The organism is Alteromonas sp. ABV2_168, from assembly GCF_056161165.1.
Genome location: NZ_JBSWYQ010000002.1, coordinates 547375 through 569854 on the forward strand (window position 1 = coordinate 547375; position 22480 = coordinate 569854).

19 protein-coding genes and 1 tRNA gene are annotated in these 22480 nt (G+C 49.7%); 4 read left to right on the top strand and 16 right to left on the bottom strand.

Annotated elements, in window-relative coordinates; genetic code table 11:
* Nucleotides 1–177: 177 nt before the first annotated feature.
* The 6 genes from ACXAH4_RS05285 to ACXAH4_RS05310 form a co-directional block, all read right to left on the bottom strand.
* Nucleotides 178–1041, bottom strand: a complete 864-nt coding sequence (locus ACXAH4_RS05285; protein WP_474881045.1) for a DNA ligase — start codon at nucleotides 1039–1041, stop codon at nucleotides 178–180.
* A 148-nt stretch (nucleotides 1042–1189) separates the two neighbouring features.
* Nucleotides 1190–1720, bottom strand: a complete 531-nt coding sequence (locus ACXAH4_RS05290; protein ID WP_474881047.1) for a protein tyrosine phosphatase family protein — start codon at nucleotides 1718–1720, stop codon at nucleotides 1190–1192.
* A gap of 69 nt (nucleotides 1721–1789) precedes the next feature.
* Complete coding sequence (locus ACXAH4_RS05295; RefSeq protein ID WP_474881048.1) at nucleotides 1790–3484, bottom strand: class I SAM-dependent methyltransferase; 1695 nt, start codon at nucleotides 3482–3484, stop codon at nucleotides 1790–1792.
* A gap of 113 nt (nucleotides 3485–3597) precedes the next feature.
* A complete protein-coding gene (locus ACXAH4_RS05300) occupies nucleotides 3598–4026 on the bottom strand; it encodes a DUF3010 family protein (protein ID WP_119503238.1) in 429 nt (142 codons plus the stop codon).
* A gap of 180 nt (nucleotides 4027–4206) precedes the next feature.
* Nucleotides 4207–4283: transfer RNA gene (locus ACXAH4_RS05305), tRNA-Arg, on the bottom strand.
* Nucleotides 4284–4422: 139 nt separating this feature from the next.
* Nucleotides 4423–5394, bottom strand: a complete 972-nt coding sequence (locus ACXAH4_RS05310; RefSeq protein WP_474881049.1) for a glycosyltransferase — start codon at nucleotides 5392–5394, stop codon at nucleotides 4423–4425.
* 258 nt (nucleotides 5395–5652) lie between these two features.
* Between ACXAH4_RS05310 and ACXAH4_RS05315 the strand changes: the two genes are divergently transcribed.
* On the top strand, nucleotides 5653–7242 hold the full coding sequence (locus ACXAH4_RS05315; RefSeq protein WP_474881051.1) for a hypothetical protein: 1590 nt from the start codon (nucleotides 5653–5655) through the stop codon (nucleotides 7240–7242).
* Nucleotides 7243–7272: 30 nt separating this feature from the next.
* On the opposite strand, the gene ACXAH4_RS05320 is transcribed toward ACXAH4_RS05315, so the two are convergent.
* Genes ACXAH4_RS05320 through ACXAH4_RS05350 form a run of 7 tightly spaced genes read right to left on the bottom strand, consistent with a single transcriptional unit; the run spans nucleotide 7273 to nucleotide 14997 of the window.
* The gene (locus ACXAH4_RS05320) at nucleotides 7273–8313 is read right to left on the bottom strand and encodes a glycosyltransferase (protein ID WP_474881053.1); all 1041 of its coding nucleotides are present in this window, start codon (nucleotides 8311–8313) and stop codon (nucleotides 7273–7275) included.
* Between the two features lie 43 nt (nucleotides 8314–8356).
* Nucleotides 8357–9283, bottom strand: a complete 927-nt coding sequence (locus ACXAH4_RS05325; protein WP_474881055.1) for a glycosyltransferase family 2 protein — start codon at nucleotides 9281–9283, stop codon at nucleotides 8357–8359.
* A complete protein-coding gene (locus ACXAH4_RS05330; protein WP_474849451.1) occupies nucleotides 9280–10719 on the bottom strand; it encodes a lipopolysaccharide biosynthesis protein in 1440 nt (479 codons plus the stop codon). Before ACXAH4_RS05330 ends, ACXAH4_RS05325 begins: the two co-directional genes overlap by 4 nt.
* Nucleotides 10719–11723: a glycosyltransferase family 4 protein gene (locus ACXAH4_RS05335; protein WP_474881057.1), complete on the bottom strand. Its 1005-nt coding sequence runs from the start codon at nucleotides 11721–11723 to the stop codon at nucleotides 10719–10721. Before ACXAH4_RS05335 ends, ACXAH4_RS05330 begins: the two co-directional genes overlap by 1 nt.
* 23 nt (nucleotides 11724–11746) lie before the next feature.
* The gene (locus ACXAH4_RS05340; protein WP_474881059.1) at nucleotides 11747–12688 is read right to left on the bottom strand and encodes a sulfotransferase family protein; all 942 of its coding nucleotides are present in this window, start codon (nucleotides 12686–12688) and stop codon (nucleotides 11747–11749) included.
* On the bottom strand, nucleotides 12689–13609 hold the full coding sequence (locus ACXAH4_RS05345; protein ID WP_474881061.1) for a glycosyltransferase family 2 protein: 921 nt from the start codon (nucleotides 13607–13609) through the stop codon (nucleotides 12689–12691).
* A gap of 20 nt (nucleotides 13610–13629) precedes the next feature.
* Nucleotides 13630–14997 (bottom strand): O-antigen ligase family protein, encoded by a 1368-nt coding sequence (locus tag ACXAH4_RS05350; protein WP_474844118.1) that lies wholly within the window; start codon nucleotides 14995–14997, stop codon nucleotides 13630–13632.
* Between the two features lie 425 nt (nucleotides 14998–15422).
* On the opposite strand from ACXAH4_RS05350, the gene ACXAH4_RS05355 reads away from it, so the two are divergent.
* Both ACXAH4_RS05355 and ACXAH4_RS05360 read left to right on the top strand, forming a co-directional pair.
* Nucleotides 15423–15821 carry a c-type cytochrome gene (locus tag ACXAH4_RS05355; RefSeq protein WP_474844119.1) on the top strand — a complete coding sequence of 133 codons (399 nt, stop codon included), beginning with the start codon at nucleotides 15423–15425 and terminating at the stop codon, nucleotides 15819–15821.
* A 181-nt stretch (nucleotides 15822–16002) separates the two neighbouring features.
* Nucleotides 16003–18600 carry a sensor domain-containing phosphodiesterase gene (locus tag ACXAH4_RS05360; protein ID WP_474881063.1) on the top strand — a complete coding sequence of 866 codons (2598 nt, stop codon included), beginning with the start codon at nucleotides 16003–16005 and terminating at the stop codon, nucleotides 18598–18600.
* 9 nt (nucleotides 18601–18609) lie between these two features.
* Here the strand turns inward: ACXAH4_RS05360 and rep are convergent, their stop codons facing one another.
* The gene (gene rep / locus ACXAH4_RS05365; RefSeq protein WP_119499478.1) at nucleotides 18610–20625 is read right to left on the bottom strand and encodes a DNA helicase Rep; all 2016 of its coding nucleotides are present in this window, start codon (nucleotides 20623–20625) and stop codon (nucleotides 18610–18612) included.
* A gap of 119 nt (nucleotides 20626–20744) precedes the next feature.
* On the opposite strand from rep, the gene ubiK reads away from it, so the two are divergent.
* Entirely contained in the window at nucleotides 20745–20999 is a 255-nt protein-coding gene (gene ubiK, locus ACXAH4_RS05370) for a ubiquinone biosynthesis accessory factor UbiK (RefSeq protein ID WP_119499477.1), read from the top strand.
* Between the two features lie 31 nt (nucleotides 21000–21030).
* Here ubiK and ubiA read toward each other — a convergent pair whose 3' ends face one another.
* Together ubiA and ACXAH4_RS05380 are read right to left on the bottom strand one after the other, a co-directional pair.
* On the bottom strand, nucleotides 21031–21912 hold the full coding sequence (ubiA, locus tag ACXAH4_RS05375) for a 4-hydroxybenzoate octaprenyltransferase (protein WP_474844121.1): 882 nt from the start codon (nucleotides 21910–21912) through the stop codon (nucleotides 21031–21033).
* A gap of 2 nt (nucleotides 21913–21914) precedes the next feature.
* Nucleotides 21915–22466, bottom strand: coding sequence for a chorismate--pyruvate lyase family protein (locus tag ACXAH4_RS05380; protein WP_474870013.1), 552 nt, complete (start codon nucleotides 22464–22466; stop codon nucleotides 21915–21917).
* Nucleotides 22467–22480 lie beyond the last annotated feature (14 nt).

Genomic DNA, 22480 nt, shown 5'->3' on the forward strand with positions numbered 1-22480 from the left:
CAATCACCTTATAACCACTCAGAAAGGTGCACTATGACAAATGTCAATCGCTCCCGGATGGTTATGAGGTAGTGTCAAAGCATGCAAAAGAATGGTTTTTCTGAAAGGTATCATTATGAGTATTAAGACTTCAGTCGCATTAATCACCGGTGCCGCCTGATATATTGCTCTGTGAGTTCACGGCATATCCTTGTCCGGCCTCACCCGCATAAAACTGGCAAATCTGGGCAGACCTTTTTGTGTTCTGCCGTAGAATTTGTACGTGATCCAACTGCCCACCGGTGGCGGACTGGCGCGGTCTGCATCGCTCAGGCCACTGCCTACTTTGAAAATCAGGCCATCCCGGCTTTGCACGATGAGGGAGCCGGTCAGTCCTGCATATTTTCCTTTCCCCGGCACATAGCCAATCACTTCAGCTTCATCATCTTCGTGACGTTTCAGTTTCAGCAGCAACTCACTGCGACCGTCCTTATACAGGGCCTGCCTGTGATGCAGCATAAGCCCTTCACCGCCAGCATTAACGACCTCATCCAGCCTTTGCTCCAAAGTTGCAGCAGTAGCCATCTGCTCCTGAGGCACAGCTTTAAGCGTAATATTGTTTGTACTGGCCACCAGCTTATTGATTAGTTTTACCCGCTCAGCAAAGGGTTTTGCGGAACCCGGCAGGTCGAACACCATCATGCTGACTTCCTGCCACCGTTCATCTGGCGTATCACGCAATACCACCGATGCAATACGCTGAAAATCATTACGCTTCGTCCATAACTCTCCGTCCAGCGCCTGTGCCGGCCAGTTCGCAATAAACCACTCAGGCGCATGTATTTTATTGCCGTTTCGCGTTTTCAGTTCTGTACCCGTCCACCGGGCCCGGACGCCATCCAGCTTTTCACTTACCAGGTAATTTTGAATATCAATCGAATCTGAGTACTGTGAAGCAAGTTGAAGAGGCATGTTTTCTTCATCAACAGGCTTATTTGCCAGCGCAGCAGCAGAGAAGACAGTGACAATCATGAGCAAAAAAGCACGGGCGGGATGTGTCATTCAGGTAGTCCGGTAAGGTAGAAGACTCAGACTACAGCGCGGCCCCGATAAGAAAACCGGGCTTACGGGCAGATTAGGGGCGGTTTCAGAGTGCCTTAAATAAAAAGGGGCGAAGTGGAAGGCGCATTTGATGAAATGCGCAGGGCATTCAGCTTACCTGATAATGCGCTTTAACGGTGTCGATGAAAGCCTGCCAGGTTTCGTTAGGTTGCCAGATGGCATCCAGGTCTGCCTTCGCCTCAGCTTCAGGCTCGCCCAGTTGGGTGACACGGTACAAATAGGTAAACACAGCACCACGCCAGTTCAGTTTACAATGGGTCAGCGTTGTTCCTTCCCGGTTCTGTGCCTGCTGCATATAACCCACGTACTCCTGAAAATTTTCCAGCGTCGGGTTATCCCACACCACCTGCACATTCTCGTACGCCAGGCCAGTATCCAGAACAATTTCCCGTTCCTCACTTCTGTCACCGGGGATCAGGTCAATCACGGTGGTAACGCCCTGTGCTTTGAACACATCAAAATGAGGCTTTGATGGCAGTCCGGAACTCACCATATTCTCAGTATTTACCTGAAAATTCTTCAGCGGAGGCAGCTTTTCAAAGTTACCGTTCTCAGCAGCCTGAGTAAGTGTAGTAAGCATCAGAGTTGTCAGTAGTAACAGGTGTTTAAATGCGATCATTGTTCCCTCGTTGGCGAATGGTTCGGGCGGCTTCAGTAAGCTCACTATAGGGGTTAAAGCCGCGCCGTACTACCATTCTTTTAGTTGCTGGAAATCTTTAATTCTGTCCCGCTGCATCACCATGGCTTCGAATACGTCTGAAAAACTACGGTTTGCGGCACTTAAATTAGGAAGAGACAGGTTAGCCTGAATAAAAAACTCATCAGCCTGATCCTGCCAAGCCTGCTCCCACCATCCGGTAATGACATGCCGGCTATTCATCATCCGCAAACTCGTCGGTAACTTATCGGATTTTTCAGCATTTATCTTTGATTTTGCCGGTAAAAGATTCCAAAGATCGTTATTAGGCCAACGTGAAAATGGCATGGCGTGATCAACGGCGTAGCTGTTTATCCTGATAGCCTTGCTGGACCAGCAGCATTTCACTTCTTCCTGCGTCAGCAACTCGTCCACGCGGCCCCTGACTCTGGCTGTTGTTCTGACAGGGTCTTCCCAGCTCAGTGCACGGAGTAAATCCCCTTTAGAGACCGTGCGGTTTTGTCTGGTCATGTAGCTTTCCATCAGCGCTACCCATTCATTCACCAGCGACGGCCCTATCCAAACGCTGAACCGTGAAAGGGAATCCCAGATGCGTTCAGGCACATAGAATTTACCCACAGATGCAAAATAAGCCCCGTCGAGTGACAGGTTGTCCTTAACACGGGGATGGCTAAGAGTGACATGAAACACACCGTCTTTTGTACCGGGAAGCGTGATGTATCTGACCGGCATATCTCTGATAACGGTGGCCACATCCTTTATGGTGCGATGAACAGCGCGGGCACTCAGAGGGTCTGAGAAGTTCGCCCCGACATACAAATCATTGCCGGAAAAGGAAGTCAGTTTTTCCCAGCCATCTTCTTTCAGGAATCCGGGCTTTTTAGCCGGGTCGCTGTTCTGCGGGAGATTAAAATGATCGAGGAGAGGCTTAAATAAACGGATCCAGTACAACGCCACCAGTCCCGCCGGTAATACAACATACCCGTCGGTACGGTCGATAACTGCTCCTGGATGACCCTCCGCTATTCTGAGCAGGGTTCTGAGTAAGGCGACTTTGTATGTCGACGACTTGCTGTCGTTTACGATGATATTTCGAAGTAACGGAAAGGCACCGGAGCCGTCGTCCGGTAGCGTGAGTACCACGGTTTCCCATGTTACGTCGCTACGTCCAAGTTCATCAGGTTTTGCTTTTTTGTTCAGCAGCCTGAAGCTTAATCCAAACCGCTTTGCCAGCGCTGACAGTTCATCTGCGGAAACCGGATACATCGTGCGCCCGTCATCAACTGCGCCACCATGGCGAAGAGAGATAACAATTTTGCCATTGGCTTTTAGCAGACCACTGACTTTGCGCAGGCAGCGCTCCCGCTCAGAAGGCACAATGTGCATCCAGACCGCGCTGAGTAAGATAAGATCGAACCGGGCAGACAGGTTAAACACTTTTTTGAGTTCCGGCAGACTGTCATCAAGCCAGTGAACAGGTTGATTTACGGCATAGTGTTGTGCCCGCTCGCGTATGCCGCCGGCTGGCTCAACTGCAACAACACTTAACCCTCTGGACGCCAGATAGCGTGCATCACGACCGGAACCGGCACCAATATCCAGCGCAAAACCCTGTTGCGGTATTTCTTCCAGCCAGTCCTCATGCACCTGTTCGAAAGACACACTGTTGTACTGCGCAGTCAAACGCTCAGCATGCTTCGAATAATAGGTGATGTTGTCAGACAAGCAGCGTTTCCTTCGCCAGCTATTTGCAAGATGCAATTGAATGAAACAGGTATATCAGCAAGGCGGGTTTGGGACAAGGGTGAGATACTCAGCAAACTGGCCTTGCGGGAAAATTACAGGTGTTGACTCATGTAGGCCAGAGCAGTTTCAAATGCTGACTTCTGGAAACCTTTTAAACCAGTCTCGCTGAACTCTACATACATCTGGCTATCTTTTAACGCCGCTTTAATTTCGGTCGGCGGCATTATGATAACCTGCACGCCGCTCAGTAATTCCAGCGCCGCCTCCAATTTGAAGCCAATGGCACCACCGGCAAACTTCCCCTTCATCGGGCGCTGGCGGATAACGATTATTTCGATTTTGTAATCCTGTACCAACTGAGCGAAGGATTTCTGAAAGTACTTAAGCTCATGGGCAGTCGCAGCTTTTTGCAGGCTCAATTTACGAGTGCGGCAATCAGGAAGCCGGAACATATCGTTCTCAAGATTCAACAGGGCAATGTTTGCATCATTTCCCGCCAGTTCTACACCACATACACGCATTACAAAACTCCACCTTTAAGTACCGAACCGGAGTATACCGGATTTACTGACTCCGGGGGCTGATTTTCTGGTTTTGAATACTCTTTTCCGCATGGTTTAGCTGACAGAGAAGCTTCAGGGGAATGAATGGTGACTCACAGAGCGATACGATTAGAAATTGGCGACAGAGCCTGATTCAAATGGCGCACCCGAGAGGATTCGAACCTCTGACCTTTGCCTCCGGAGGGCAACGCTCTATCCAGCTGAGCTACGGGTGCGTAGAAGGGGGATTGAATGACAGTGGTTGTCTGCTCAATCGGGCGCTAATGATACTGATGCATTGCACCGGCTTCAACTGATTTATCCGTTATCGGGCATATTCGTTGTTTAAGAAGCCGGCTGTTGTATTTATTGCTGTTATCTTAACCAGCGCACGCACTTACACAGCAACCAGCTGAAGCTGCGTTTGGCGATGAATGCTGCGTACTGGCCGCGGCTCATCCTGTATTGTTTTACCTTCTCCAGAATGGCTGCCCATTCCTGCACAATGGCTTCGGGGTAATACTGCTTAGCTTTAACCGCCCCTTGCTGCTGCATATTGCGGATGCGGTCGGGGTCGTTTTTAAGTGCAACGAGCTTGGCTTTCAAATCGTCGTAATTGTTTATTACAACGGCCTGGGTATCATTTTCAATTTCATCGACGTAAGCAGATTCCGGTGTACAAATTGGAATCGCACCGGTGATCCAGGCATTAAACAACTTGCTGGCGGGTTTGTTGATGTGTTTCTTACCGGTGAAGTCTCTGGCGAATAACACACCGTCTACCTGACTGTAGTCCCGCCAGTTTGCCGGTGACGATTCCAGGTGCCATTTAAGGCCGTTTTCTTCCATGAACTGAAGCCAGTCGTCTGATTTCAGCTCCGGCGCCAGGTTCTCGGCCAGGCCAAAGTAGTAAATGTTCTCAAAGGTATTGCCACGGGCAGGATCTCTGGGCGTCATACTCGGTTGTGGCCAGTGGTGCACGAAATAGGTTTCACCGGTGGCGAACCGTTCCGGCCGCGGTATACCGGACATTTTGGTTTGCGCCATATTCTGACAAATATGCAACTGGGCGAAGGGATGACGGCTCCAGTCGGCCTGTATACACACCAGCACCTGCTTACGGGTTGGAATTATGGAGTCCGGCAGGAATGCCCGGTGCGCAATAATCACGCCTTCTTCCGGCAGTGTGTGGGTAAGTTCACAGGGTACGCCGGCCAGTTGCAAACGGTTATAGGTTTGCAGACCCCAGCAATATTTGCCCAGCGAATAATCTTTCCATGTGAAGTCGGTCTGCGCGGGTAACTGAGCAGGTTTCTGATCTTCCGGTAAATAGAAATACACGTTCATTGTTTAGCTGATACCACATCGGTAAGTGTTAGCGCTGATGACTGCTTAGAGCTGTTCACCTGTTTCAGGCATCGGCATTCCCTGAACAGGCAACATAGCAACGAAGCCTTTGTATTTCAAGCATTCACGGCGCTATGCAGTATGCCGTAAAAGGCGGTAAATACGGCCTTTGTCATCTGCCGGTAACTTGTGAGATTAAGCTAATTTGGGTAATGTCCCGTATAGCTTTACTTGCAACACCATTTTACAGGGATTTCTATGCGCCGATGGCAACACGCAGTACCAGCACTTCTTTTTTCCATATTGTTTTCAGGCATCACACAGGCAAACGCGGCTGACGGTGAATGTCTGGTAAAAGATGTGTCTGATTATCAGTGGCGTGTACGTCATCCTGCTGATTTGCCGGCCCGTCTGGAACTGGCACCCGGCGCAATGGTGGAAGAATGCTTTACCATGAAAGGTGTAGGCAAATACCCGCTTACACTGACAGCCAGAGGCATTGCGATTTCAGTTAACGGTGCACCGGCTGTGAAAGATCAACCCGTTGAAGTAAAAGACGGCGACACGCTGCGGGTCAGTCTGCAGGCACCGGACAGATACAATACGATGTGGACAAACCGTCTGGAATTCAAAGAATCAGACACTGAGCGCCGCCGTGGGATTTACCGCATTGTATGGGTAACACAAACCGCCAATACGCCCAGAAAACCTGAAACCTGGTACGTGGGCCCTTCCCGTCAGTACCGTCAGTTGAAGGACCTTCTCCCGCAACTTGCCGCAGGCGATACAATTTATCTGGATCCGGATGCCGAATATGAGCCGGTTGAGATAAAAAACATCTCCGGCACAGAAGCGCTGCCTATCCGGCTTATCGGTAACACAAAAAATGCCGGAGACAGACCGGTCTTTGCGGGCGGTACAGAGCGTTTCAACTGGACGCTGGCAGTGCGCCATTCTCATAACTGGACTATAGAAAACGTGGTCCTGCAGGACGGCGGGCTGTGTTTCCGGAATGAAGCCACGAATACCGTACTGAAGAATGTACTTATCCGCCGTTGCAGCACCGGCGTGCTGTCCACCGACCGTAATTCCGGCAATTTATCGATGATCAATGTGGAAGTCACGGAAAGCGGCGGTAAGAAGCCGGGCCGCTCCTGGGGACATGCAGTGTACGTAGCCAGCGATCAGCACAGCTTTCCGGGCAGCCAGTTTCTGTTGAAAGACAGCTTTCTGCACGACAACCGTGGCAACAGTGTGAAATCCCGTTTTGAAAACACACTGATTGAGAATAACTGGATTGAATCCGGTGAAGATCCTCAGGCGAAATACCTGGTGGAGCTTATCGGATACGATCAGAAATACGATTTCGCCGGCCAGCAATTTAAGGTAAAGGGCAACACGATGCTTATGCGCCCGCCGGGTCTGGGCAGCCGTACAGGTGGTGACGGTAACAGCGGCTCAAGAGGCGATACACTGTACGAAAACAACCTCTTTTTAATAGATGAAGATTTTGGCCGCACCATTGTCAGAACCTTTCAGGGGCTGCACTCAGTAACGCTGCGTAATAATTCTATTGCCTTCATTGAAGATGAGAATGAGACGGTACTGCTGACAGATGAAATTCCGGATGCAAACTGGGTAGAAGGCCACCCGGTGATCACCCTTGAGAACAATAACGTGACGGAAGATACCCGTCTGCTGAAGCGGGATGAAACCGGTGACGGCGACGACCGTTCTGCAGTGACCATTACCGGCAACCGGGAACTGCCTCCGATTGTCACGACAATGGAAAAAATCGAAGAGTTACGGCCACAGGAAGGTGGCTACATAGAAATTAAATCGTTCTGACGCACACGAATGGTGAAATACAGCAGCGCCTCAGCGGCGCTGTGCAGTATCGATAATACGCTGTGCTATGGCTTGCGGCGTGAGCATATTGCGGTAGTAGTTCAGGTTCGCATCACGCATTTTCTGCATGGCTTCAGGAGATTCCAGCAAGCTGGCTACCTGCTCAGTACATTCTTCTGCAGTGGTGTATTGCAGGTAATTCTGTTTATCCTGAATATCGCCGGGCAGGCTGTAGTTAAACACTTCGCTGACAATGGGTTTGCCCAGTGCCACATATTCCGCAAATTTTGCGCCCAGGGACTCATGTAAGCCGGTAGAGGCAATGCACACGCCGGCCTGTTTTACTCTTTCCAGATAGTTTTGTTTAGAGGTGTCGTTTGCAGCGATAACCAGATCCGGTGCAACCTTGCGGGCATACGCGTCATCCATCACCCCCACCAGCGCTCTGTCGCCAAAGCGTTCTTTCAGCTGACGTACACAGGCAATACGCAGGGAATTAATTAAGCGCCGGTCTTCGGCCTCTGCTTCGCTGATTTGAAATTCTTTATCAAAATCCGGGTCCCACAACCGTACATAAAACATCACGGTATTGCCGGCCGGATACGGATTATCAAACTGAGCAGCACGGGGCATAAAACTCATTTTGTTGGCCGTATCCACAGACTTAATAAACGTTTTCAGTTTATTGGATGCGCCGCTGTCAGAATAGGCCATGTACCGGCGGGTTGTGAGCACGGAGCGGACTGACGGATAGATTTCAAAATAAAGCCCGAATGGCTCCAGCTTGTTCATTGCCGCCGCATCTTCAGGCTTCAGGGTACGCTTGAAGTAGACATCGCACTTATCGTAATCCTGCTGGCTGATAGCCGGCGAGTCGGCTGTATCGACAAACATTGAGCGGTTATCCACAGTAAATGACAGCCCGCTTTTGTGATGACGCTGACAGTCGAACTGATAATCCAGCCTGATGTGTCCTTTTGCAGCCAGCGCTTCCATACCGGTGTAAACCTGCTGCAAATGTCGGGCATTGGATGCTAACGGAATAACAACGTGCGGCTTACTTGTACTCACAGTATTTCCTTATTGATGCAATCAGCGTTCACGGCACAGCGAATTATTTGCCGTGGATCACTTTATATTCTTCATGCTGTATACCGAATAAACCGGCAATAGTGCCTGCGGCAGAGCACAGGCGGAACAGCCCGTCCACCCGGGTTGTTTTATTATTGGTAACAACACCGGTAATGAGTTTCGCCAGTCCGCGAAGCACTCTGACACCACTTAATGCCACACAGCGGAGTAAGGCAGTTTTGTATGATTCTTCAAATACGTGGGAACGGGTATAGCCGATCCCGGAACGGAATCCCCGCCGGCAGAACCATTTAACGGATGCCCGTGAAGCGGGAAATTCTTCCACCACCGGTGCATCGATATAAACGCACTGATATCCCGCCTGCTTCGCCCGCAGGGCAAAGTGATAGTCACTGGCACCGGTCATGGCAAAACGGGCATCGAAACACGGCGTCAGGGCTTCGGTCATGCGCCGGCTCAACAACAGGTTATTGGTGTAAAACACGTCAATGAACTGTCCGTGTGTGTAGGGATTTTTGCCGTAAATTAAATCGACAGCCCACTCCGGTGTGCCCGGCTCACCCACAGAAATAACATGGCTGGTCACCACATCCACATTGAATTCACCCGCCGCGCTGACCAGCCGGTTAAGCCAGTCAGGTTGTTGCGGCCATTCATCGTCATCAATGAACACCAGGTAATCACCGTTCATCTGATGGAACAGTTCCACGCAGCGGTTGCGGGCAAATACAATACCCTGCTGTTTTTCCACGTCGTAAGACACCGGAATAGCTCCGTCCTGCTGACGGGAGATAACAACTTCCTTACTGCTCTCACTGGCATCGTTATCCACCACCAGAATGCGGGGGTTGATGTCTTCATCGCACTTAAGCGCAAGCAAGCCGTCGAGTAACCGCCCCAACCATTCCGGGCGGCGACAGGTAATAACGGCAATGACCACATTTTTCATTTGCTGTTCCTGTTTCTGACCAGGTTAATGAGCTCCATGCTCTCTTTCCGGGCACACAGTAAAGACAGACCGGTATAAATCACACCACCGGTAAAGACCTGAATAATAAATACCAGCCAGGGAGTCATGGATTGCATCAGGTACTGCCCCAGCCACCAGGTAGCGGTAAGCATACACAAGCCGATCAGATGGGGCTTGTACACCGCGCCGATAAAACGCTTAAAGCGGATATTCAGGCAGCGGCATGAACGGTAAGATGCAATCATAAAGCTGATAAAGAATGAGAACAGCCACGACAATGCCATGCCTCCGCTGCCAAACTGTGCACCGATATAGAAGCCGGGGATCAGAATAGCGGCAAAGATGATGGTGTTGACGATGATCACATTCATTTTATTCAGTGATTTCAGCACCGGCCCGAACAGCTGTTCCAGGCTCCGCATTGGCATAGATAAACAATACAGTGTGATGATCATTGCAGCCGGCACCCACTTCTCGCCGAAGAATGCCGGTACCATAGTATTGGCTGTGGCCGCGACGCCCCAAAAGACGGGAACGAATAGCAAGGCACTCATGCGCTGACTTTTCAGGAAATAATATTCAATCTGCGAAGCCTGATCCTGAATCTTAGAATAAACCGGCAGCGCGACCTGCCTGAGCAGCGGTAAAACTTTTACCGCCGGCATCATCGCCAGCACGGCGGCGAACTGATAAAAACCAAGATCGGTAGTGCTTAAATATAAACCGGCAATGGCAATATCGAGATTAAAGATGCTGTAACCCACGGTAGCCTGTAGGGCCGCTTTCCATGAGAAATCGAGGATCCCTTTGATTTTAGAAGTAAGCTTGCCGGGCCGTACCCATTTACCGGCACGGATGAGATAACCGGTTTGCCGCACCGTTTCCATCGCCAGAACACCAAATACGATTGACCAGTAACCCAGCCCGTACCATGCCATAAATACAGTAGAAAGCGCGCCGAGAGACTCTGACGCTGCATCAACCATAGACAACTTTTTGAAGCGCATTTCCTTGTTGAGCATGGTGCCCGACATGAAGCCTATCAGGGAGATCAGGAAAGTGAGGGATGACACGCGGATGACATCTTCCAGCCTGGGATCGTCGTATACACCGGCAAGAACCGGCGCCAGTAGCTGAAGTAACAGAAACAGTGAGGTATGGGCGATGATGGTCAGCGTATAGAACTGTCCGAGAATGTCATCATCGACGTCTTTTTCCCGGATAAGCGCAGCAGCAATACCGTTTTTACTGAACGCCCACAGCAGTGATGTAAAGAACGACGATAAAGCGATAACGGCGTAATCTTCCGGAAACAGGAAACGCAGGGTGAAAATGGTGGTAAGCCAGCGCACACTCTGTCCGAGGATTTTACCGATAGCCACCCACTTCAGTGAATGCAGAACAATGCTTTTCATTATTTAGACGCTTTCCCTTCACCGGCGGATTGAAGAAAAACGCGGTAATATTGTTCAGCAGTCTCTTTCCAACTGAAAGAGCCGGCATGTTTAACAGCAGCTTCAATCCCCTGCTCTGAAACAGGATTGAGCATCAGTGATTCCATTGCTGACGACAGAGCAGAAACAGACGCCGGATCGACCAGCGTTGCGTAACTGGCAGCAACTTCTTCACAGGCGGTACCTGATGAAGTGATCACCGGGCAGCGCATGGCCATCGCTTCAATAATCGGGATCCCGAAGCCTTCGTAAACAGACGGGAATACAAATGCGCCGGCACCGGCATACAGCGCAACCAGCTCTTCTGCCGACAGGCGCTTATTGATAATTTTAACCCCGGGTACATCGCAGGTTCGGTCACCGGCCAGCTTTAAAATTAGCGGCCACTTGTTGTCTGCTTTAATTTTTTCGTACGCTTTAATAATATGGTCGACGTTCTTGCGCGACTCGTCGTTGGACACATGAAGAAAGTAAGGCGCAGTATTTTCAGCGGGGTTCTCAGGCGGCGTAAATACCGATAAATCCACACCGTTGAGAATAACATCGATTTTATCTGACGGAATATTCAGGGTGTCGTTTATTACCTTTTTAGAAAATTCTGACACGGTAACAATGCGGCTGTAGCGACCGGACGCCGCTTTCCACGCTTTTTTCTTACGACGGTTACTTTTATAGATTTCAAAGCGATGACGTAAACCTTCACTGTAATGTTCCGGAAATACCAGCGGGCCCACACCGTGCAGAGTAATGATTAGCGGCTTTTCCAGCAGCGTCAGCCATTTCGGCGGTGCGTGACCACCTCCTGCGCGGGGATCCCAGATAACGTCAGCAGTGGATAACTGCGCAGGATCACCGGAACAAAAGTAAGACGCACCGAGCTCCGGCAAATACTGCACGATGTTGTCGATACAGACATTAAAGCTTTCCGGCAGCGTCTGCGGCCGGTACACGCCCACTGTGAACATTTACTACTTTACCTTTTAAAATCTTACTTTTTGCTTTTAACGAACTGTTCCAGCTTTTTAAGCGGCCAGCTGACTTTCCACCACAGTGATTCGTAGGCTTCAAGAAAATGACGGCGGAAGTACACTTCTTCTTTCTTCAGCGATAACAAATGTTCCACCAGCACGGGGGACAAATTGTCCAGATACGCCTGATACCGCGCACTGAGTGCGACCAGTTTATCATGATCTGTTTCCGGTGCAGTAAGTGCGTTATACACCTGCGCAGCAATATCAGACAGTTCGCCTTCAGGTACGTTAACGCTTTTCTGATTACGCATTTTCTTGTCAACAAAACCCAATTTCAGCGCATCCACATCGATGTTGAGTCCGGCAGCATCAGACACAGCCTTTGCCATCTCCTCTGGATGCTCCAGTAACGTGTGATAGCTTAATATATAACGGGGCTTTCCCTGGCTGCAGAAGTAGCCGGTGAGGGTATAGTTTAGCCATAACATTAATGATTTGTCGGCAGAGAAACCGTCACGCTTTTTCAGCGAGCCGTATACTTCAAAGGGAGAGCGCACCATCAGCAGATAAAACGGCGATAACGCCATTTTATCAAATACCTGTTGCCAGAAAGGCAGCAGTAACGTGGTACGGGGATCTTTCATTCCCCAGCAGGATTGTTTGCCGTAATCGCTTTCAAGCACCTTTACCGCTTCATCAAGCAAATGACTACCGTTTTCCGGTGGCGCGGCGTACATGTTCTGTGCAAGAGGATCGTCCCAGGACCATAAGGCTTCATCAAGAAGCTTTTCGTTCATGTTGACCAGATACGAGTTCTCGTAAAACCCTTTCTCGTTTACCCCTTTTTGCGGCGCAAACAAAGCACTGCCCATGAAAACACCGAGTTCGGCAAGCATACCGGAGACAGCGGAAGTACCGCTGCGGTGCATTCCGATCACAATAACGGCTTTCTGTTCCATTTATACAACTCTCTTACGGAATGATTTCAGGGTGCGCAGCAAGGGCGGCGGCGTAACAGATAACAACAGCCCGGAAATGAGGTATTTCACCTGTCCGGGTTGTACTTTCCAGGCATTCAGGTAGCAGTGACCGGCATCCTGCGGGTGATTCTGATATAACAAATTATTGGCATAGTGCAGATAAATGCCGTACTCGGCTTGTTTACACAGTGCTTTTTCCTGCGCACTAACACCGTCCATGGCTGCAATTTTACGCACACAAACCAGGTCAGCGATCAGCATTTTCTTTTCATTCAGGGAATAATTTTCTCCGTGAATGAAATAAATGGCGAGCGGACGCTTTATCACGGCAAGGTTAGAAATACGGGCCATACGCAGCCACACGTGGCGGTCATCCACACCATGCAATTCCCGGCTTTCATCAAAACCACCAATTTCAAGAAACAGCGATTTACGGGCCATGGCGGTACAGCAGGAAATGAAATTCCGTTTCAGTAACGCTTCAAAACACTGTCCTTCGAATTCCGGCTTACTGACCGACACTTCGCCGTGTTTTCTCACTTCTACCCAGCTGTAAACCAGACCTGTTTCCGGATTATCAAAGGCCGGCAGCTGGTACTCCAGCTTTTCAGGTTTCCATTGGTCATCCTGATCGCAAAAACCAATCACATCCCCTTCGGCCACGCTGATACCGTAATTACGTGCAGAGGCAACACCACCGTTTTGCTTAGCGTGATATTTCACCCGTGGATCATGAAGATAGGTTTCGATCAGTGCTTTTGAGCCGTCAGTAGAGCCGTCATCAATAAGCAGTATTTCCAGGTTGGGATACGTTTGTGCCAGCAGGCTGTCTATGGTTAAGCCCAACGTTTTCTCACCGTTGTATACGGCAACAATGACACTGGCTTTCAAAGTACTCAATTTACCTCTCCCTGAATGCTTTAGTAGAAGTACGACAGCAAGCTTTTCAGCAGCAGGTACAACAGAATCAAACTGACAACACTGTATCCGATACCCCGCGCAATATCTTTACCCTGAAATGCCAGCGGCAACTTCGGATACTTATTACGCAAGCGGTAGAAAGACGCCGACACGATTGCCGCAAAAATGTAGAAGAACATGGCGTAGCTGCGGCTGATGAAGAATGCCGTTACGGCAAAGCCGATAATTGACACCGCCATGTACAAGCTCAGCGTTTTCTCCTGGCGCAGGCTGTCTCCGGCTTCACCCGGAATATCTGGCATTCTGCGGATACGGAACAGCATGTAAAAGATGAAGATGAAAAATGCCATCCACAGCGTATACCCGATGATGCCAAGCTCGGACATAATGGTTACAAATGAGTTATGAGCAACCTTGGGGTGATACTCCAGAAAGCGGTTTTTACCAAACCCAAACAGAGGCCGGTATTTAACCATCTGGATCCCTTCATACCAGGCAGTCAGACGGTCCATGGCACTGGCGTCTTTATCGTCAATTGACCGGAAAGACATCAAAGCAATAAATCCTGCAGGCACGCCCATTGCGGCCACCAGCATAGCTTTTACCTTGCCGAAGCGGATATAGAAGAAAGCGAAGAAAACAGCAAACGCACCAATCATGGAGCCCCGGCTTCCAGTCCAGTAAACCCCGAGCAGTAACAGCGCAAACACACTTAAGGATGCCAGCTTGGCCAGTTTGCCTTTTGCTGTCACCAGAAAGTAAGCAGCAAAAGGAATGTTCATGACCAGGAACATCCCCATGTCGTTGGGATCGTTAAAGATACCGATATAACGAACCTGCTGAATTTCGTTAGCACTGTCGTACCGGTAAATGGCGCTTTCCGCCCAGCCCTGTCCGAGAGGGTCGGCAAGCTGGCTCCATGCCTGATGAACCATGACAAGACACGCCACCAGCGATATCAGCAGGATAATGCGTTGCCGCTTCAATGACACCAGAAAGCCAAGATACAGAATGAATGGAATAACGTTCGAGTTTACCCAGTCAATTACCGGCGTGAGATCACTTAAGAACCGCCCGGCGCGGAACTCAGACAGCACCATGGAAAACAGCAATAACACCAGCAAAGTACACTGGATATCCCATATTTTCGGTCTCAGGAAAAGCAGATAAGCAACGAATGTGGAGATCAGAATGGTACGCAGGATCGGGAATTCAACTTCCCAGAACGGCCATTCGTGAGGACGAATAAAAACCAGTGCCGTGTATAAACACAACAAAAAGAAACCAAACGGTGAGGTTGCCGCATCGTTAAGCGGCTTTAATTTATGCGCGGAGGGCGCTTTGGGTATGGCCTGCTGTTCGTTCATCGGTTCACACCTTGTGACGAACACCTGCCCCGTAAAGTGTGCCCACTTTCAGCATCCGTGCCATTCATCCAATAATTCATAACTTCCGTACCGGGTTATACAACATTTCGCGCTTAAAACACGCAGAATAAACAGTATTCAAGCGGTATTCAACTAACTCGGCGGTAACGCATTCGCACCACCGTATGCATTACGATATCTTCGCTTAAAGGATCGGAATTATTTCATCCGGACACGCACGACATACTCAAAACCCTAAAGCTTCGGCTAACGTCTTCATGAATCTGGCGTTTTCATGACCGAAATCAGGTTAAAGAATATTTCACCCACTTTTTCCAGGTATTTATGACCAAAATGTTGTCGGGGACTTTTTAACCGCTATAATCAGGCAATTACTGCTAATAAGACCGTTGCCGGAGACAGATGTGAAAGTAAAAGCATTGATAGCGATGACTGTTGCTTTGGGGCTCACCACCGCCCATGCACAGGAAATGACAGACGAAGCAATAAAAGAAAGAACAAAGCCTTACGGTGAACTGAACATCGCAGGTGCAGCGGCTGCAGGCGCCGGCGCATCTGCCGCCCGTTCAGGTGAGGATGTTTACAATGGCGCGTGTGTCGCCTGCCATGGTTCAGGTGTTTTAGGCGCGCCGCGTTTGCACAATGCTGCAGACTGGCAACCCCGCCTGGATGAGCGTGGGCTGGACGGCGTATGGCAGAATGCTTTGAATGGTATTAACGCTATGCCACCCAAAGGTACCTGTGCCAATTGTAGTGATGACGAGATTAAAGCAGCCATCGAGTTCATGATCGAAGGCATTTAATTAACAAATACTTTACCCTGCATTCATAATAAGCATTTTGACTGCAGGGTATTAATCTTCATACACTTCCCCGCCAGTTCCTGACAAACTCCCTCAGATTAACGTCAATAAGTAGCATTTTTCATACAAATCGGTTAATTTATTAGCGGGCACTAAACAGAATAATAACCGGCTAATCAGGATGTCTTCAGAGTCAACGCAGTACGAGTTGTCAGAGGAAGAGCTTCGCGAACTCATACCGCAGCTGCAACAACTTACGGACAAGTACAAACGGTCTGAGCGCGTACAGAAAGCGCTTTTCGATATTGCCGAACTGGCAAGTTCCGTCAGCAATCTAAACCGCCTCTATCCGGCTATCCATGAAATCATTGGTGACTTCATGAATGCGGATAATTTCTTCGTTGCCTTCTACGAAAAAGACGCAAACCTCGTTAACTTTGTTTATTTTGTCGATGAATTCGACGAGCAAACTATCAGACAAATCCCGGCAGAATCGTTGATGGACGGGATCACCGGCCACATTCTGCGTACCGGCCGTCATGTATTTCTTGAAAAAGATAATCAGGAAGCCTTCACCCGTGAAACCGGGGTGAGCATTGTTGGCGCTGTTCCCCATCAGTTTCTCGGTGTACCGCTAAAGCGTGGCTCGCAGGTTATCGGCGCAATGGTGGTGCAAACTTACGACGACACAATGTTCTATACAGATGAAGATCTGGAAGTGTTGTTGTTTGTCTCCCAGCACATTGTGAATGCGGTAGACCGGGTGAAAAGCCGCGAGCTTACTGAGCGCACCATCCGGGACAGAACGCGGCAACTTCGTAAAATCAATGACGAGTTACAGGAAGAAATTCTTGAACGCCAGAAAATAGAAACCCTGCAACAGGCGTTGTATGAAATTTCAGAGTTATCGGCGAACCTGGAAGGCGATATGGATGCCTTCTACGCCAGCATACACAAAATACTGGCCCGCCTGATCACTGCACCTAACTGTTACATTGCCACGCTGGATGAAACCGGAGAATACCTCGACTTCCCCTACTTCAGCGATACCACCGAAGATACTATTGAACGCCGGCCGCTGGGACTGGGCTTATCAGAATTCGTTTTACGTACCGGCCAGACGGAGCTTATCAACCCGCCACGGGTACTGGAACTGACTCAGGCAGGCGAACTGGATGTGGCAGCTGCCCAGCGAATGCTAAAAAGTGCGAACTCCTGGCTTGGTTCCCCGTTGGTGGTAGACGGAAAGATTTCCGGCGTTATAGGTATTCAGACCTACGGTAAGCTGGCTAAATACACGGCTAAAGATCTCGAATTGCTGCGCTTTGTCTCCCATCACATTGCAGCAGCAATTGGCAGAAAGCGGAATACCGACGCGATTCAGCAATACAATGCACTGCTTGAGGAAAAGGTCAGAGAACGCACCCGGGAACTTGATAAGATCAATTCCTTCCTGAAACAGCAGATTGAAGAACGAAAAGAAATAGAACTTAAACTGATCCATGACGCGCATCATGACAGTCTCACCGATTTACCTAACCGCACGATGTTCACCAGCCGGCTTGAGCTGGCTGTTGCCAACAAGCAGCGCTACCCGGAAAACCTGTTTGCAGTACTGTTTATCGACTTAGATCGCTTCAAAACCATTAACGATACCCTCGGCCATCATGCCGGCGACGAATTCCTTATCGAAGTCAGCCGCCGTATCGCTTTGTGTATCCGCGGACACGATCTGCTTGCCCGCCTTGGCGGTGATGAATTTGTGGTATTGCTGGATAACTTTGAAGATGCTGCCGCCGCTGAAGACGTAGCAACCCGTATCATTGATGCGATTTCTAAACCTTTCCTTCTTGATGGCAAGGAGATGTATTCCGGCGCGAGCGTGGGAATAGCTCATCTTGAATCATATTACCGCGCCGCTGATGAAGTGCTGCGGGATGCAGATGCAGCTATGTACCAGGCCAAAACGCTGGGTCGTGGCCGTTTTGTGATGTTCGATAAATCCATGCGCGACCGCCTGATTGAGGAGCTTGAGCTGGAAAACGAGTTCCGTCTTGCTCTGCGCCGGGAGGAGTTCGACTGTTATCTGCAACCGGTGATGGATTTGCGGAACGACAGCGCGTTTTATCATGAACTTTACGTGCGCTGGGAGCATTCAAGACACGGTAAAGTTAACCGTAAGCATTTCCGGGAAGTGGCAGAGCAAAGCGGCCTGACACTCGACCTTGATTTATTCCAGCTCCGTAAAGCCTGTGAATTGCTGAACAATGAAACGGAAGAACCTGCCGGCATCGAAAAGATTGCAGTGAATGTGTCGATTAATCATCTGCTGCAGGCATCGCTGGTCACAAAAATTCTGCAGTTAGTAGAAGAATACCAGGTATCCCCTGACAGGCTGGTTTTTGAGTTTGATGAAAACGATTTAAACCGGCGTTCCCAGTTTATCCTGCCTGCAATTAAGAAACTGAAACGGGCCGGCATCACCCTGGTGCTGGATAACTTTGGTAGTGGTCTGGCATCACTGAGCTACCTGTTTGCCTATCCTTTCGACTACATCAAAATTGACCACAGATTTGTGAAATCCCTCCCCCGGTCACAACGGAACCTGAAGCTGATTCAGTCGGTCATGCTGATTTCAGAACATCTGAAATTCGACGTTATCGCCGAAGGCGTCGACGCAAGAGCCCAGCTTAAAGCCTTAAATGAAATTGATTGTCACTATGCCCAGGGCAAGATACTTTCAACCCCGGAACCGGTGGCAAGGCAGAAACGCGCGTAACAACGCGCTTTAATTCTTCCCTAACATGGCTTTTAAGCTGGCGAGTCCGGCTTCGTTGGTCTTTTTGCGCTGTTCTGCTGAGGGTTTCACTTTCTTTTCTTCCCACACAACGTCATCTACAGGCAGTTCGTAGAGGAAGCGACTGGGTTCAGGGTTGATAACTTCACCGAACTGTCTGCGCTCTTTCGCCAGACTGAAGATAAGTTCGCGCTGGGCACGGGTGATCCCTACATAAGCCAGGCGGCGCTCTTCTTCCACGTTATCTTCATCAATACTGCTCTGGTGAGGCAGTAGGCCTTCTTCCATTCCCACCAGGAACACCACCGGAAACTCCAGACCTTTTGAGGCATGCAGTGTCATCAGCTGCACCTGATCGGCTTCGCCATCTTCCTCGCCCCGCTCCATCATGTCGCGCAAAATAAGACGGTTTACCACTTCTTGCATAGTCATCGGTGACTCTAAATCAGACCCTTCCAGCATATCAGTCACCCAGCCAAACAGGGTACTGACGTTCGCCATGGCCATTTCAGCCGCTTTGGGACTGGGACTATGCTCATACAGAAACTCTTCGTACTGCATGGAGCGGATCATATCCCTTAATACCGCTTTGCTGTCGCCGCGCACTACATTATCCGAGGTTTCCACCACCCACCGTCCAAATCCGGCAACACGCTGGTAAGCCGATTCACCTAATACGCCGGAAAGACCGGAGTGAGTGGTAGCAGCAAACAGCGAAATACCGACCTGATTAGCAAAATTCCCCAGTTTCTCAAGTGTTGCACGGCCAATTCCCCGGTTCGGTGTATTAACAACACGCAGGAAGGCGTTATCGTCATCCTGATTCACCAGCAAGCGCAGATAGGCCATGATGTCTTTCACTTCAGTTCTGCCGAAGAACGACATGCCACCGTTAATACGGTACGGAATACGGTTGCTCATCAGCAGCTTTTCGAACAGGCGGCTCTGGTGATTACCTCGGTACAAAATCGCGTAGTCTTTGTACTGGGTGCGGTTCATAAACTTATGCGCAATCAGTTCGGCGACGACTCTTTCCGCTTCATGTTCTTCGTTCTTGGCCGAAAGAACACGCAAGGGTTCGCCGTAGCCCATCTCAGAGAAAAGGGTTTTATCAAACAGGTGCGGGTTATTCTGAATAAGAATGTTGGCGCAATGCAGGATCCGGCCTGAAGACCGGTAATTCTGTTGCAGCTTTATCACATTCAGTTTCGGGAAATCCTCTTGCAGCAAATGCAGATTCTGCGGACGCGCACCACGCCAGGAATAAATTGACTGATCGTCGTCACCCACCACAGTAAACCTTGCCCGCTCTCCCACCAGCAGTTTAACCAGTTCATACTGACTGGTGTTGGTATCCTGATATTCGTCCACCAGCAAGTAGCGGATTTTACTTTGCCACTTTAACCTGACCTGCTCATTGGTTTTAAGCAATAAGGTAGGCAGCAGGATAAGATCATCAAAATCCAGCGCGTTATAGGCCCGCAGGTGATTTTGATAATGGCGGTAAGCTTCTGCAAATTCCCGCTCACCGGCACTGGTGGCTTTTTTCGCCAGCGCATCGGGTAATAACAGGTCATTCTTCCAGTTTGAAATACAGCTTTGCAGCAACTGAAGTTGATCTTTGTCGCCGTCGATAGTGTCTTCGGTTAAGTCATTCAGTAGCGCTGTGGAATCTTTATCGTCAAATAATGAAAAGCCGGGTTTGAGTCCAAGTTCTTTAACATGGGCCTTGATGATGGTCAGGCCCAGGGTGTGGAACGTACACACTTTCAGGCCTCTGGCCTCCTGCTTGCCAAGAGTCTGCCCTACCCGCTCTTTCATTTCCCGCGCAGCCTTATTGGTAAAGGTCACAGCGGCAATTTGCCGCGCCGGCAAATCGCATTCCCTCACCAGGTGAGCTATTTTATTGGTGATTACGCGCGTCTTTCCGCTTCCGGCACCAGCCAGTACCAGACAAGGCCCGGAGACGTACGTCACAGCAGATTGTTGTGCATCATTTAACTTCATAATGAAAAGGAGCGAGCTAACGGTTTGAGAGAATGACGGTTTTTTAATTGCATGTGCGTGGCATCTAATTAGAATACGAAACACATAGTCGCGATGACGCGCATTATAAAGGAAATAGTATGCTTGATCCGAAAAAACTCGAAGAAATCGCCAAACAAATTTCAGACGCTGTACCGCCCGGGGTACGTAACATGGCCGAAGGAGCCGAGGCGCGGGTGAAGCAGGTATTGCAGGCCCAGTTAAGCAAACTGGACCTTGTTACGCGGGAAGAATTTGACATTCAAAGCCAGGTACTGATCCGTACCCGTGAAAAACTGGAAGCCCTGGAAGCCCGTCTGGCTAAGCTTGAAGAAGACAACACGCCGGACGCTTAAGTGCTCCGGCGTTGCAACACATGCCTTAACGCTACAATGCGTTAAGGCCTATTCTGTCCACCATTAACCCCACAGCAAACACTAGTCCGACATAGTGATTGTCCAGAAACGCTTTAAAACAGGCCATCCGCCCGCGGTCCCGTGTTTCGTAAGACTGAATAGCAAATAAAACGGCACAGGCTACCAGCGCCACGTACACTGGCCAGCCGTAATTCAGTGAAACCGCAATACTTCCCAGAACCCCCAACGTGAACAGTTGCAGTAAACCAATGATCAGACGGTCGTTTTTACCAAATAAAATGGCAGACGATTTAATGCCGACAATCAAATCATCGTCACGGTCGACCATGGCATAGTAAGTATCGTAGGCGATGGTCCATGCCAGATTAGCAATAAACAGCAGCCAGCCTTCAATGGGTACATATCCCAGTGTGGCGGCAAAGACCATGGGGATCCCCCAGCCGAATGCCGCGCCCAGCACAGCTTGTGGCATATGGGTGTAACGCTTCATAAACGGATAACTGGCAGCAAGTAACAGGGCCACCACGGACAATGCAATGGTTTGCCAGTTAAGCAGTAAAACCAGTAAAAACGAGATCCCGACCAGCAAAGCAAACAGCTGCAAGGCTTCTTTTTCAGTTACTGTGCCCGCCACCAGCGGACGTTGATTGGTGCGCTTTACACTGCCATCTACTTTCCTATCTGCGTAGTCGTTGATGATACAGCCGGCAGAACGCATCAGTACCACGCCGGCGATGAATATCAGCGAGATCCCTAAATCCGGCAGGCCACCGGCAGCGATAACCAGCGCCCAGATAGTCGGCCATAACAGTAAATAAATACCGATAGGTTTGTCCATGCGGGTCAGTTGCATGTACGCCCGCCAGTTACTAAAAGACAATTCAAGTGACATGTTTAACGTTCCGTTTGATAAACAGGTGATTCAGGTAAGAACAGTTCAGCAACCAGCAGGGCATGCTGCCGGTAATGAAAGCAGGAACGCCGGCCCAGAAGCGTGATTCCGGTATCGCCGGCGAAAGATGAATTATCCACTTTACATAGCTCAAAGGCACCGCGCACGAAGCGGTCATCATTAAATAAACGCTTACCCAAAGGCTGACTGCCAAGCTGATTAAATTCAGTTTCCATCAGCACCACCGGAATTACCGAGCGGGCGAATACCCAGGGCGTGCCGCCGTTCATTAAGAGGACTTCCCGAACAATGTATTTGCCGTCACCATCTGGTGCCGCCACAGCACTGAGGCAAGATAATTCAGCATCATGAAGCGGCGCATTGCCTTCCCCCACCAGTGCCAGAGAAAATTTGTCAGTAAGAGATTCTATCCGGTCGGTCAGTGAACCGGTGTCCAGCAACCAGGAACGGGCACAGACCGGCAAAGCCTGAGCAGCACTGGAAGCTTCCCAGGCAACATCAAGACCGGCGGGAAAGGTTAGATCTAATTCCAAAGACTAATACACCA

Excerpts from the sequence above, each read along its gene's own strand:
- ACXAH4_RS05290 (WP_474881047.1), bottom strand. The coding sequence starts at position 1,720 with ATGATCGCATTTAAACACCTGTTACTACTGACAACTCTGATGCTTACT.
- ACXAH4_RS05360 (WP_474881063.1), top strand. The coding sequence starts at position 16,003 with ATGTCTTCAGAGTCAACGCAGTACGAGTTGTCAGAGGAAGAGCTTCGC.
- ACXAH4_RS05300 (WP_119503238.1), bottom strand. The coding sequence starts at position 4,026 with ATGCGTGTATGTGGTGTAGAACTGGCGGGAAATGATGCAAACATTGCC.
- rep (WP_119499478.1), bottom strand. The coding sequence starts at position 20,625 with ATGAAGTTAAATGATGCACAACAATCTGCTGTGACGTACGTCTCCGGG.
- ACXAH4_RS05340 (WP_474881059.1), bottom strand. The coding sequence starts at position 12,688 with ATGGAACAGAAAGCCGTTATTGTGATCGGAATGCACCGCAGCGGTACT.
- ACXAH4_RS05285 (WP_474881045.1), bottom strand. The coding sequence starts at position 1,041 with ATGACACATCCCGCCCGTGCTTTTTTGCTCATGATTGTCACTGTCTTC.
- ACXAH4_RS05315 (WP_474881051.1), top strand. The coding sequence starts at position 5,653 with ATGCGCCGATGGCAACACGCAGTACCAGCACTTCTTTTTTCCATATTG.
- ACXAH4_RS05350 (WP_474844118.1), bottom strand. The coding sequence starts at position 14,997 with ATGAACGAACAGCAGGCCATACCCAAAGCGCCCTCCGCGCATAAATTA.
- ACXAH4_RS05330 (WP_474849451.1), bottom strand. The coding sequence starts at position 10,719 with ATGAAAAGCATTGTTCTGCATTCACTGAAGTGGGTGGCTATCGGTAAA.
- ACXAH4_RS05335 (WP_474881057.1), bottom strand. The coding sequence starts at position 11,723 with ATGTTCACAGTGGGCGTGTACCGGCCGCAGACGCTGCCGGAAAGCTTT.
- ACXAH4_RS05325 (WP_474881055.1), bottom strand. The coding sequence starts at position 9,283 with ATGAAAAATGTGGTCATTGCCGTTATTACCTGTCGCCGCCCGGAATGG.
- ubiA (WP_474844121.1), bottom strand. The coding sequence starts at position 21,912 with ATGTCACTTGAATTGTCTTTTAGTAACTGGCGGGCGTACATGCAACTG.
- ubiK (WP_119499477.1), top strand. The coding sequence starts at position 20,745 with ATGCTTGATCCGAAAAAACTCGAAGAAATCGCCAAACAAATTTCAGAC.
- ACXAH4_RS05310 (WP_474881049.1), bottom strand. The coding sequence starts at position 5,394 with ATGAACGTGTATTTCTATTTACCGGAAGATCAGAAACCTGCTCAGTTA.